Annotated in this window: 8 protein-coding genes; 4 read left to right on the top strand and 4 right to left on the bottom strand. The window is 69.8% G+C overall.

The features are described from left to right. Positions 1 to 12: 12 nt before the first annotated feature. The 3 genes from ACZ6JY_RS07990 to ACZ6JY_RS08000 form a co-directional block, all read right to left on the bottom strand. Positions 13 to 1,062, bottom strand: a complete 1,050-nt coding sequence (locus ACZ6JY_RS07990) for a carbohydrate ABC transporter permease (protein ID WP_469193389.1) — start codon at positions 1,060 to 1,062, stop codon at positions 13 to 15. A gap of 35 nt (positions 1,063 to 1,097) precedes the next feature. Beyond that, the gene (gene ngcE, locus ACZ6JY_RS07995) at positions 1,098 to 2,531 is read right to left on the bottom strand and encodes an N-acetylglucosamine/diacetylchitobiose ABC transporter substrate-binding protein (RefSeq protein ID WP_469193391.1); all 1,434 of its coding nucleotides are present in this window, start codon (positions 2,529 to 2,531) and stop codon (positions 1,098 to 1,100) included. A gap of 243 nt (positions 2,532 to 2,774) precedes the next feature. Then, positions 2,775 to 5,216, bottom strand: a complete 2,442-nt coding sequence (locus ACZ6JY_RS08000; RefSeq protein WP_469193393.1) for a serine/threonine-protein kinase — start codon at positions 5,214 to 5,216, stop codon at positions 2,775 to 2,777. A 191-nt stretch (positions 5,217 to 5,407) separates the two neighbouring features. Here ACZ6JY_RS08000 and ACZ6JY_RS08005 point away from each other — a divergent pair, with 191 nt between their 5' ends. Then, positions 5,408 to 9,304, top strand: coding sequence for a GH92 family glycosyl hydrolase (locus tag ACZ6JY_RS08005; protein WP_469193395.1), 3,897 nt, complete (start codon positions 5,408 to 5,410; stop codon positions 9,302 to 9,304). A gap of 83 nt (positions 9,305 to 9,387) precedes the next feature. Here ACZ6JY_RS08005 and ACZ6JY_RS08010 read toward each other — a convergent pair whose 3' ends face one another. Beyond that, positions 9,388 to 9,987, bottom strand: coding sequence for a hypothetical protein (locus tag ACZ6JY_RS08010; protein ID WP_469193397.1), 600 nt, complete (start codon positions 9,985 to 9,987; stop codon positions 9,388 to 9,390). A 135-nt stretch (positions 9,988 to 10,122) separates the two neighbouring features. Between ACZ6JY_RS08010 and ACZ6JY_RS08015 the strand changes: the two genes are divergently transcribed. The 3 genes from ACZ6JY_RS08015 to ACZ6JY_RS08025 all read left to right on the top strand — a co-directional run bounded on the left by ACZ6JY_RS08015 (position 10,123) and on the right by ACZ6JY_RS08025 (position 12,072). Further along, positions 10,123 to 10,779, top strand: coding sequence for a hypothetical protein (locus ACZ6JY_RS08015; RefSeq protein WP_469193399.1), 657 nt, complete (start codon positions 10,123 to 10,125; stop codon positions 10,777 to 10,779). A 256-nt stretch (positions 10,780 to 11,035) separates the two neighbouring features. Continuing rightward, positions 11,036 to 11,428, top strand: coding sequence for a VOC family protein (locus ACZ6JY_RS08020; RefSeq protein WP_469193401.1), 393 nt, complete (start codon positions 11,036 to 11,038; stop codon positions 11,426 to 11,428). A 56-nt stretch (positions 11,429 to 11,484) separates the two neighbouring features. Beyond that, entirely contained in the window at positions 11,485 to 12,072 is a 588-nt protein-coding gene (locus ACZ6JY_RS08025) for a hypothetical protein (RefSeq protein WP_469193402.1), read from the top strand. The last annotated feature ends 60 nt before the right edge of the window (positions 12,073 to 12,132 follow it).

Raw genomic sequence — 12,132 nt, forward strand, 5'->3', positions numbered from 1 at the left:
GCTCCCGCGGTCTCAGTATTCGATCCGGTCGCGATTCCCGGCCCGCATGACGATCAGGGAGAACGCCATGCTGAGGACGAGCAGGACGACGCCGATGGACGTGGCGTAGCCGTACTGGCCGTCGCGGAAGCGTTCGTAGAGGAAGACGGGGGTCACCTTCAGGACGTGCGGGGGCACCATGACCAGGCAGATCGCGAAGGTGTCGAGCGCCTGGATGCCCATGTAGATCCAGCCGGTGCGCACCGTGTCCCAGATCAGCGGGAGCGTGACGCTGAAGAAGGTGCGGGCCCGGCCCGCGCCGTCGAGCAGCGCCGCCTCGTAGATGTCCTTGGGGATCGCGCCCATCGCCGCCGAGAACAAGACCACGTAGAAGCCGATGAAGCTCCAGCTGATCACGGTGAGCAGCGCGATCACGGCGAGGGTCTGGTCGCCGCCGAGCCAGGCGGGTCCTTCGACGCCGACCTTGTCGAGGCCGCCGTTGATCAGGCCGCTGCGGGTGTTGAAGACGCGTCCCCACACGACGGCGACGATGGCGACGGAGAGCACCTGCGGGAAGAAGTAGACGACCTTGTAGAAGGACGATCCCGCGACGCCCGCGATGGCCTGGCCCCTGCGGTGCCGGCCGCCCGCGGTGATCATGTAGGCGAAGAACATGCCGAGGACGAGCGTGAGGACCGGGGCGACGACGAGCAGAAGGGTGCTGACCCGCAACGAGTCCCAGAACCGCTCGTCGTTCCACATCTTCTGGTAGTTGTCGAACCCGACGAAGTTCGCGACGGGACCGCCGGACCAGTCGGTGAACGAGTAGTAGATCGCCTGGAGGAAGGGCGAGACGACGAACAGCGCGTAGAACGCGAGCGGCACGGCCAGGAAGCCCACGATGAAGCGGTACTTGTCGAGCGTGCGGTAACGCCGGTCGTAGCGGACCCGTTCGGGGGTGAAGCGGGGCGGCAGCAGGATCGCGACGAGGAACAGCAGCCGGCTCGGTGCGCCCGGCGCGGGCCCTCGGTCCGCCCGCTTCTTCGGAGGTGGCGTCTTGCCCACCAGGGTGTCGGTCTTCATGGTGCTCAGCCCCGCCCGCTCTTCCACCTCGCTCGTCAGGCCTTCTTGACCTTGCTGATGTCGGGGTCCTTCAGGATCCGCTCGGTGGCCTTCTGCATGATGTCCATGGCCTGCTTGGGGCCGATCTGGCCCTGCATGAACTTGTGGATCATGTTGTTGAAGTCCTCGCGGAACAGCTCGTTGTACCAGTCCATGAACTGCGGGATGACGATGTTGTCGCCGGCCGCCTTGATGGCCGCCTGCGCGCTCGCCGTGCCCGACGGCAGGTCCTCGCCGTCGATGGCGCCCTTCACGACGGGCATCGAGCCGACCTCCTTGAAGAGGTTGACGGCGGCCTTCTTGCTGTACATCATCCGCAGCCACTCCAGGCCGCCCTGGCGGTTCTCGGCCTTGGCGGGGATGACGAAGGGCTCACCGGCCGGGGCGTAGAGCGTGCCGAAGGGCATCTTGTCGCCGGAGTCGAGCGAGGGGGTCGCCCCCACCGTCATGGCGAAGTCCTTCGGCGTGGTGTCCTTGGCCTCGTTCTCCACCCAGGAGCCGTTCGGCACGAAGACGCACTTGCCCCCCTGCGTCCAGGCCGTCTGCATCTCGGTGTGCGCCTCGGTGCCGTCGAAGCCGGTCAGCACGTACTTCTTGGCGACCAGTTCCTCCCAGGCCTCGAAGACGTCCTTGACGGCGTCGTGCCGCCAGGCGCCCGGCTCCAGGTAGTCCATGGCCTCGGTGACGCCGCGCCCGCCGCGCTGGGCGAACATCGAGTACATGCTGAAGAACATGTAGCGGGGGTGGCCGCCCGGGTAGCTCCAGCCGTGGATGCCCTTGGCCTTGGCCTTCTTGCAGACCGCGAGCATTTCGTCCCAGGTCTTCGGGTACGCGGAGTCGAGGCCGTCCTCCAGGAGCTTCTTGGAGTACCAGTTGCCGTACACCGTCAGGGCGATGTTGAGCTGGTAGCACTCCGCGCCGCCGAAGCGGCCCATCTGCTCGACGACCGGCACCAGGGTCTCGCGCACCGTGACGTCCGGGTCGTCCCACGAGGGGGCGTCGAGCACCTCGCCGAGGTCGGCGACCTGCTTGTTGTGGACGAGCTTGCCGATGTTCATCTGCTCGGCGCCGGAGTTGTTGACGACGTCCGCCGTGGGCTTGCCGCGCACGATCTTCGGCTGCACCTGGGTGGCGATCTTCTCCGTCGCCTTCTGCTCCGGCTTCGCCTTCGGGTACTTGTCGGCGTACATGTCGGTGACGTACTGGGCGTACTTGTCGCCGTAGCCACCGTTGAAGATGTAGACCGTGAGTCCCGCGTCCTCCTTCACGCCGAGCGGGTTCTTCTTGGTCTTCTTGCCCTTCTCGGCCTTGTTCTCCGAGCCGCCTCCGCTGGCGCAGGAGCTGAGTGCCCCGACAGCGGGCACCGCGAGCAGACCCGCTGCCGCCGCCCTCTTCATGACATCACGACGGTTGACGCTGGTGGATCCCATGCTCAAGTCCTCGCCTTCTCCAGGACTCAGGCGGTGAACCGGACCCTCCCCGGCACCGCGGTGGTGTGGGACGCCGACAGGTATAGTCCACTCACGCTCCACTGAGCAAGATCGAATACACGTTTGCTCCGCAGGGTTTCCGAGTTGAGACCTGCGACGTTTCCCTGGTCGAACCTCTCGCACATGGCCCCCGCGACGCGTGGACTTTCGCGCCGGTTTCCATGGACTTTCCCGCGAGGCTCCTCAGAGATCGTCGGCCGCGTCCTGGATGCGGTCCACCGTCTCACCCGGGGTGGCGCGGCCGAGCAGCATCTCGCTCAGCGCCCGCCCGCTCACGTCCTGGAGTTCGGTGGCCTCGAAGCCGTTCCAGTCGACCGCGTTGCCCTTGGCACGTTCGTACGCGGTGATCGCCGACTCGGCGCCGGCGGTGAGCCCTTTCCACTCCCCCGCGCCCCGGACGGCGGGCAGGGCGCCGTGCCGCGCGGCGAACCGCGCGGCCGACGGGCGCCCGAGCATGATGCGCAGCAACTCCATGGCCGCACCGGGATTTTTCGCCCGTTCGGGCACGACGAAGGGCTCGCCGTAGTTGACGGCGACGGTCCCGAACGGCAGCCGGTCGCCCCCGGAGACGGCAGGCGGCGGGCCGACCGCCGGGTCGAAGCCCTCGGGCGGCCGGGACTCCTTCTCCAGCCATGAGCCGTTCGGGATGAACAGGGCCTTGCCCTCGGTCCACCGGGCCTGCGCCTGCGTGTGGTCGTAGCCCGCCGACTGCTTCAGCACATGGCCGCGCCGCCCCAGTTCGGCGTACGCCTCGAAGACGTCCCGCACGGCCCGCGCGCGCCAGGCCCCCGGCTTGTTGTCCACCAGGGCGTCGAGCGCCTGCCTGCCGCCCCGCTTGGCCACGGAGGCGGCCACGGCGAACCACAGGTAGTAGGGGTACTTGCCCGGGTAGACGAGCCCGGCCATGCCCCGCCGGTCGGCGGCCTCGCAGACCGCGAGGAGGTCGTCGAAGGTGCGGGGGTAGCTCTTGCCCAGGTCGCGCAGGGCCTTGCGGGAGTACCAGAAGCCGTAGACCGTGAGCAGGTAGTTGATGCCGTGCACCGGCCCTTCCCCGCGGGGCCCGCCCCTCGCCGCGGCGCCCGGCAGCAGCACGTCCCGCACCTTCTTGCCGGGGCTGCCGAACGCCGGGGCGTCGAGCAGCGGCGTGAGTTCGCGCAGGCCGCCGCCCTTGGCCAAGGTCCGCACATCGGCGAAGCCCGCGCCGGAGTTCTGGACCAGATCCGGCGGTGATCCGCCGGCCAGCTCGGCCCGGGCGCGTTTGCCGGGGTCCGGGGCGAACTCCTTCGCCACGTCGACCCCCGGGTGCGCCTCGCCGAGGCGCCGCACCGCGTCGACGAGCATGTCCTTGCCGTACGGGCCGTCGAAGAGCAGCAGCGACAGGCCCCCGCTCTTCGCCACCTTGAACGGATCGGCGGCGGTCCCCGCCTCGGCGCCGCTCTTCCCGCCGCCGGTCCCGCCTCCGCCTCCGCCGCCGTCGTCCCGGCCGCGCAGCACGGCTAACGTCCCGCCCGCCGCGGCCGTGGCGACGCCCGCGGCCGACACCGCGAGCAGCGATCGGCGGGAGAGCCCCTTGCGGGGTACGCCGACGCCCGCTCCGGGGACGGTCTCGGCCACCGGAGCGGGCCCAGCCACTGGAGCGGCAACAGCCGGAGCCACGGCGGGCGGAGGAGCCGCGGCGGGAGGAGGACCCACGGCGGGAGGAGAAGCCACGGGAGACCGCACCTCGGCCTCCGGCGCCGACTCGCCGACCGCCCCGGCCCGCCCCCGCACCAACGTCGTGAGCTCGTCCGGCAGCCACCGCCCCGGCCGCCCCTCCGGCAAGGTGGCGGGTACCGAGAACTCCGCGAGGAGCGAGGCCACCGTGGGGCGCTCCGCCGGGGCCTTGGCCAGGCAGCGCGCCACCGCGGCCCGCAGCGAGCCGGGCACGCCGTCGACCCGCGGTTCCTGCTCCATCGTGCGGTAGATCATCGCGAAGACGTCACCGTGACCGAAGGGCCCCTCCCCCGTGGCCGCGAAGACGAGGGTGGCCCCGAGCGCGTACACGTCCGTGTGCGGGCCGATCTCCGAGCCGCGGAGCTGCTCCGGGGCCATGTAGCCGGGCGTTCCCGGCACTTGGCCCGTCCGGGTGATCTGGGAGTGGGCGACCGAGCGGGCGATGCCGAAGTCGATGACGCGGGGGCCGTCCTCGGCGAGGAGGATGTTCGACGGCTTGAGGTCACGGTGCGTCAGTCCGGCCTCGTGGATCGCCGCGAGCGCCGCCGCCGTCCCCGCCATCAGCGCCCGCAGCGACGCCTCGGGAAGCGGCCCGCCCATGGCGACGGCCTCGGAGACCGACACACCGGGGATGTACTCGGTGGCGAGCCACGGCCGCGGCGCGTGCGGATCGGCGTCGAGCACGGCCGCGGTGAACCGCCCGTCGACCTTGCGCGCCGCGTCCACCTCGCGCGCGAACCTGCGGCGGAACGCGACGTCGTGGGAGAGTTCGGGCCGTGCCGCCTTGATCGCGGCGAGGCTCCCGTCCGGCGCCCGGCCGAGGAACACCTCTCCCATGCCTCCGCTGCCGAGCCTTCCGGACAGCGCGTACACACCTATCGACTCCGGATCGCCGGTCCCGAGCGGCTCCATTCCCCTGTCACCTCCCCCGTTCCGCAGGTGAGAGTACCGTCGCCCCGCACCGGCGGGCAGTCGGGCCCCAACAGCGACTCCCGTCCCGCGAATCGCGGCAACAGCCTTGACACCCTTCACCACTTCACTCCCTACTAGACCTTGCGTAGCGATCGTGACAACGTTGTCCAACCGCAGGGAGGGGCTCGGGGATGCCGCAGCAGGCTCGCAGACCTCGATACAGACACCAGCGTCCGGGGATTCCCGGGGCGCGCTCGGCAGCCGCCATCGGCACGGTGGCGCTGGCGCTCGTCGTGGCGGCACAGGGGGCCGCCGTCGCCGGGCCCGAGAAACCACCGCGTACGGAAGCCGGGTTCTCCTCCTCGTTCGAGGAGGGCGAGGCCGTGCCGGACTGGCTGAACACCGTGGAGACCGGCGCCGACGGCAAGAAGAAGACCGCCGGAGTCAACGGCGAGTTCAGCTCAGGACTGCCCGGCAGCGTGATGAACCACGTCACCGAGGTCCGGGCCAGCGGCGAGAACGCCGGCTCCGGCGAGGTGGCGGAGAACCTCATCGACGGCGAGGCCACCAGCAAGTGGCTGACGTTCGACAAGGCCGGCTGGGTCGAGTTCGACCTGGACGAGCCCGCCAAGGCCGTGACGTACGCGCTGACCTCGGCCAACGACCACGCCGAGCGTGACCCCAAGGACTGGACCCTGAAGGGCTCCACCGACGGCGAGGACTGGAAGGTCCTCGACGAGCGCAAGGGCGAGACGTTCGACGGCCGTCACAAGACGAAGAAGTACGACTTCGACAACGCGACGGCCTACTCGCACTTCCGCATCGACGTCACCGGCAACAACGGCGCCTCCGACGCCCTGCAACTGGCCGACGTCCAGCTCTCCGTGGGCGGCTCCGAGGCGCCCGCCCCCGAGGACATGCTGAGCCTGGTGGACCGCGGTCCCAGCGGCTCCCCCACCGCCAAGGCGCGCGCCGGGTTCACCGGAAAGCACGCGCTGCGCTATGCGGGCAGCCACAAGGCGGACGGCCACGGCTACTCGTACAACAAGGTCTTCGACGTCAACGTCCCGGTGAGGCGCCACACCGAGCTGGGTTACCGGGTCTTCCCCTCTATGGCCGAGGGCGACCTGGACTACGCCGCCACGAACGTGGCCGTTGACCTGGCCTTCACCGACGGCACCTATCTGAGCGACCTCAAGGCCGTCGACCAGCACGGCTTCGCGCTCACCCCGCAGGGCCAGGGCGCCGCCAAGGTGCTCTACGTCAACCAGTGGAACAACGTCGCCTCGCACATCGGCGACGTCGCGCGCGGCAAGACGGTCGACCGCGTCCTCATCGCGTACGACGCCCCGAAGGGCCCGGCCAAGTTCCGCGGCTGGCTGGACGACGTGTCGCTCAAGCAGGTGGCGCCCGCCAAGCCGAAGGCGCACCCCTCGGACTACGCGGACACCCGGCGCGGCACCAACTCCAGCGGCGGCTTCTCGCGCGGCAACAACATCCCCGCCACGGCGGTCCCGCAGGGCTTCAACTTCTGGACGCCGGTCACCAACGCGGGTTCCCTGAGCTGGCTGTACGACTACGCGCGCGGCAACAACGACGACAACCTGCCGACGATGCAGGCGTTCGGCGCGAGCCACGAGCCGAGCCCGTGGATGGGCGACCGGCAGACGTTCCAGCTCATGCCGTCCGTGGCCAAGGACACCCCGAACGCGTCGCGGACCAAGCGCGCGCTGCCGTTCAAGCACGAGAAGGAGACGGCGCGCCCGCACTACTACGGCGTGACGTTCGAGAACGGCCTGAAGGCCGAGATGGCGCCGACCGACCACGCGGCGATGATGAGGTTCACCTACCCCGGTGACGACGCGAGCGTGATCTTCGACAACGTCAACGACAAGGGCGGGCTCACCCTCGACAAGGAGAAGGGGATCGTCTCCGGCTTCTCGGACGTCAAGTCGGGCCTGTCGACCGGTGCCACCCGCATGTTCGTCTACGGCACCTTCGACACCCCGGCCACCGCGGGCGGCAAGCTGGACGGCGGCGGTGGCGGCGACGTCACGGGCTACCTCCGCTTCAAGCCTGGCAAGGACCGCACGGTCACCCTGCGCCTCGCCACGTCCCTGATCGGCCTGGACCAGGCGAAGGCCAACCTGAACCAGGAGATACCCGAGGGCACCTCGTTCGACCGGGTCAAGGACCGCGCCCAGAAGAGCTGGGACGACATCCTCGGCAAGGTGGAGGTCGAGGGCGCGAGCGAGGACCAGCGCACGACGCTGTACTCCTCCCTCTACCGCCTCTACCTCTACCCGAACTCCGGCTTCGAGAAGGTCGAGGGGTCCGGCGGCAAGGCCAAGTACCAGTACGCCTCGCCCTTCTCGCCCGCGACCGGCCAGGACACGCCGACCCGCACCGGGGCGAAGATCGTCGACGGCAAGCCGTACGTGAACAACGGCTTCTGGGACACCTACCGGACGACCTGGCCCGCGTACAGCCTCCTCACCCCCAAGAAGGCGGGTGAGCTGGTCGACGGCTTCGTGCAGCACTACAAGGACGGCGGCTGGACCTCGCGCTGGTCCTCGCCGGGTGCCGCGGACCTGATGACGGGCACCTCGTCCGACGTGGCGTTCGCCGACGCGTACACCAAGGGCGTGAAGTTCGACGCGGAGGCCGCGTACGACGCCGCGCTGAAGAACGCGACGGTCGCGCCGCCCGCCTCGGGCGTCGGCCGCAAGGGCATGAAGACGTCGCCGTTCCTCGGCTACACGCCCAGCGAGACGCACGAGGGCCTGTCGTGGGCGCTTGAGGGCTACCTCAACGACTACGGCATCTCCAAGATGGGCGCGGCCCTCTACAAGAAGACGGGCGAGAAGCACTACAAGGAGGAGTCCGAGTACTTCCTCAACCGTGCCCGTGACTACGTGCACCTCTTCGACGGCAAGGCCGCGGGCGCGGGCACGAGCCCCGGCTTCTTCCAGGGCAAGGACGCCAAGGGCGTCTGGCGCGTCGACTCGGAGAAGTTCGACCCGCGCGTGTGGGGCCACGACTACACCGAGACCAACGCCTGGGGCTACGCCTTCACGGCCCCGCAGGACTCGCGCGGCCTCGCCAACCTCTACGGCGGCCGCAAGGGCCTCGGCGACAAGCTCGACACGTACTTCGCCACCCCCGAGACCGGCTCCGCCGAGTTCGCGGGCTCCTACGGAGGCGTCATCCACGAGATGACCGAGGCGCGCGACGTCCGCATGGGCATGTACGGCCACTCCAACCAGGTCGCCCACCACGCCGCGTACATGTACGACGCGGCCGGGCAGCCGCACAAGACGCAGGAGAAGGTCCGCGAGGTCCTCTCCCGCCTCTACACCGGCAGCGAGATCGGCCAGGGTTACCACGGCGACGAGGACAACGGCGAGCAGTCCGGCTGGTACCTCTTCTCCTCCCTCGGCTTCTACCCGCTGGTCATGGGCAGCGGCGAGTACGCCATCGGCTCGCCCCAGTTCACCAAGATGACCGTGCACCTGGAGAACGGCCGCGACCTGGTCGTCAAGGCGCCGAAGAACAGCGCCAAGAACATCTACGTGCAGGGCCTGAAGGTCAACGGCAAGAAGTGGAACTCGACGGCGCTCCCGCACACGGCGATCGCCCGCGGCGGTGTCCTGGAGTTCGACATGGGCCCGAAGCCGTCCACGTGGGGTTCGGGCAAGAAGGCCCAGCCGACCTCGATCACCAAGGACGACAAGGTGCCGTCACCGAAGAAGGACGCACTCAAGGGTGAGGGCGCGCTCTTCGACAACACCTCGGCGACGGACGCCACGTCCTCCGCCCCGGTGAAGCTGCCGGTCGCGGGCAGGACGAAGGCCGTCCAGTACACGCTGACGTCGTCCACCGACAAGGCCGAGGCGCCCAAGGGCTGGGTGCTCCAGGGCTCGAAGGACGGCCACAAGTGGAAGACGCTCGACCGGCGCTCGGGTGAGTCCTTCGCCTGGGACCAGCAGACCCGGGCGTTCTCGATCGCCCGCCCGGGAACGTACGGGCACTACCGTCTCGTCCCGGACGGCTCCGCGACCCTGGCGGAGGTGGAACTGCTCGGCTGACGGCGCGGGCGTCTGAGGGCGCGGGCGTCTGCGGCCCGGGGACAGGTGTGGTGAAATCCACCCCGTCCCCGGGCCGAACGGCGTTATGAGGCCGGGGACTTCGTGGCCGAGATCACCTGGCAGGAGTAGACGAGCCGGTTGTTCGTGCTGTGCGAGGTGTGCACCGTGACGGACCGGTCACCGCCCGCGGCGACCGTCACCGTTTCGAACCGGGAGCCGATGCTCTTGCTCGCGACGGCGGAGTTCGGGTACTTGCCGATCTTGAACTGCACCGTGAAGTTGTACCGGTAGGCGAAGTCGGACGACGCGTTCTGGATGTCGACGTCGTAGGTGATCCGGCCGGCGGTGCGCTCGAAGCGGCAGTTCTCACCGATCACCTCGCTGAGGGCGTTCGCGTTGTACGTCGGCCGCGCGGTGGGAGCGGAACTGCTGCCGCCGCTGCCACTGCCGCCTCCGGAGGTGAGCCCGCCGGACCCGCTCGTGCCGCCCGACGAGGCGCCGGGGGCGTCGGGCAGCCCGCTCGGCGGGCTCAGCGTGAGTGACGGAGTCGGCATGGTCGGCACTGCGGGCGAGTCCCCGAGGCCGCCGAAGGCCTTGTCCTTCGGATCGTCGGTGCAGCCGGAGAGCACGACGGTGGCGGTGAGAGCGAGAGTGGCGGCGCCGACGGCGCGACGGACACGCATGTGATGATCCCCCGAAAACAGAATGCGCGAATGGTTCAGACGGTTCGAGCGGTGTGGCTGGCTGTTTGAGAAGCGAAGAGCCTGGGGGAGGCTACCGGATCGGGTGAGTTGGTACTTTGGGCCGCTCGCACGCTCATGCGTGAGAACGCATTCACCATCGGGGGAACCATGAACCAGCCCTGGCAGCCAGGCCCTTCGCACCCGCCGCAGCACGATCCGTACGGCCGGCCCGTACAGCCGCCCATGCCGCAACAGCCGGGGTACGGCTACCCGGCCCAGCAGCCGATGCAGCCCATGCAGCCCGGCCACCCGTACCCGTACGCCCCGGGCTTCCCGCCCCCCGGCGGCGCCAAGCCGGGCAAGGCGTTCTTCCTCGGCCTGCTCGTCGCGGGAGCCCTCGGGCTCGTCTACGCGGGCATCCTGCTCGCCACGCACGAGGATCTGTCGCGCACGGGCCTCCAGGTGAGCTATCTCGTCGTCGCGGCCGTGCTCGCGCCGGCCGTGGGAGCGGTGGTGGGCCGCACCGGCGGCCGTGGGGCCGGACCGCACGTCTGGGCCGCCGTCCTGGCCGCGCTCGGCGCGTACTTCGGCGTCGCCAACGGCTACGTGTTCACCCTGCTCGACGCCGGCGGCGCCGACCTGCTCGAAATGATGCTGGAGCACGAGCCCATGGCCCCCCACAAGTTCTGGTGGCACCGCCTCAGCGAAGGCGTCGCCCTGGCGGGCCTCGTCGTGGCGGCGGGAGGCGCCTTCGGCATGGCCCACGTGATCAGCAAGAAGCAGCCGCACTAGTCTCCGACCGGGTCCCGAACTCGCCCCGGACGACCTTGCCGGGGGCGCGCTCCGACGGTCGCGCAGGACGCGGCGGCGATAGAGATCAACAGGATCGGCCGGGCGCAGCCCGATCAGGTCCTGCTGACGGCGATCGCCACCGGACGCCTCTCGACAACGCGATGTCGTCGTGCTTAAGATCCACGGCGACATCGCGTGCCGGTCACCGGCTGGGTGAGGCATGGAGGTGTCGGGAGATGCCTTGTGGAGGCATTCCTTGTCCGTTCAGTTGAATCACACGATCGTCCACGCCCGGGACAACCGGGAGTCCGCCGAGTTCTTCGCGGAGCTGCTGGGCCTCGAAATCGCCGGAGAATGGGGACCGTTCGTCGCGGTCGCCCTCAGCAATTCGGTCACCCTCGACTTCGCCGCCATCCCGGCCGAGTCGATCACTCCGCAGCACTACGCCTTCCTCGTGTCGGAGGCGGAGTTCGAGGCGGCGTACGAAAAGATCACGGCACGCGGCATCGAGCACTGGGCCGACCCGCACCAGAAGCAGCCGGGGGAGTTCAACCGCAACGACGGCGGCCGGGGCGTGTACTTCCTGGATCCGGCCGGGCACGCCATGGAGCTGATCACAGTGCCGTACGGCGGCTGGCCCGAGGTGTAGACCAGCAAGCCGTCACGCACGTCCACGTGCGCGGTAGGCGCGTTGGCGGCAGGCGGGTGAGCAGTACCGTGCTGGTGGTCGGCGCGGGCATCAGCGGCCAGCAGATCGCCGACGAGCTGGTGGACGCCGGGCGGCGCACGTTCCTCGCGGTCGGCCGTCATCGCGCGTGGCCCCGCCAGTACCGCGGCTGGGGCATCCAGGAGTGGATCGGCGTGCTCTCCTCGCTGCACGAGGAGTTCGGCGCGGCGGGCGGCGACGGCGGACCGGTCCTGCCCGGCCTGCCGGTCACCGCGGTGCGGGACAAGAGCGACGACCTGAACCTCGGCACGCTGGCCGCGAAGGGCGTGACCCTGGTCGGCTCGGTACGCGCGGCGAACGGCGGCCGGCTACTGCTCAAGGAGAACGTCGTCGCCACGGCGGACGAATCCGCGCGGTCGTTCCGGCGCGCCCTCGACCTCATCGACACGGAGGTCCGGGAACGGGGCTTCGCGGCACCGGAGAAGCACCCGGCGCCCCCGTCCAGCGGAAGGGCCTCCTCGGCGCGCTGCCCGGCCTCTACTACGCCGGGCTCCCGGACGGGAACTCGCTCGCCCCCGTGGGCATCGAGGCGAACGTGGAGAACGGCCGCTTCCTCGCCCGCCTGATCCACATCGACCACGTCATGCGCGAGGGCCGTACCCCCGGAACGTATCCGGGGGTACGGC

Source organism: Streptomyces sp. NPDC046335 (assembly GCF_055587985.1).

Bases quoted from the DNA above. Each gene is read 5' to 3' on its own strand.
- ACZ6JY_RS08015 (WP_469193399.1), top strand. From the start codon at position 10,123: ATGCGTGAGAACGCATTCACCATCGGGGGAACCATGAACCAGCCCTGG.
- ACZ6JY_RS07990 (WP_469193389.1), bottom strand. From the start codon at position 1,062: ATGAAGACCGACACCCTGGTGGGCAAGACGCCACCTCCGAAGAAGCGG.
- ACZ6JY_RS08005 (WP_469193395.1), top strand. From the start codon at position 5,408: ATGCCGCAGCAGGCTCGCAGACCTCGATACAGACACCAGCGTCCGGGG.
- ACZ6JY_RS08000 (WP_469193393.1), bottom strand. From the start codon at position 5,216: ATGGAGCCGCTCGGGACCGGCGATCCGGAGTCGATAGGTGTGTACGCG.
- ngcE (WP_469193391.1), bottom strand. From the start codon at position 2,531: ATGGGATCCACCAGCGTCAACCGTCGTGATGTCATGAAGAGGGCGGCG.
- ACZ6JY_RS08010 (WP_469193397.1), bottom strand. From the start codon at position 9,987: ATGCGTGTCCGTCGCGCCGTCGGCGCCGCCACTCTCGCTCTCACCGCC.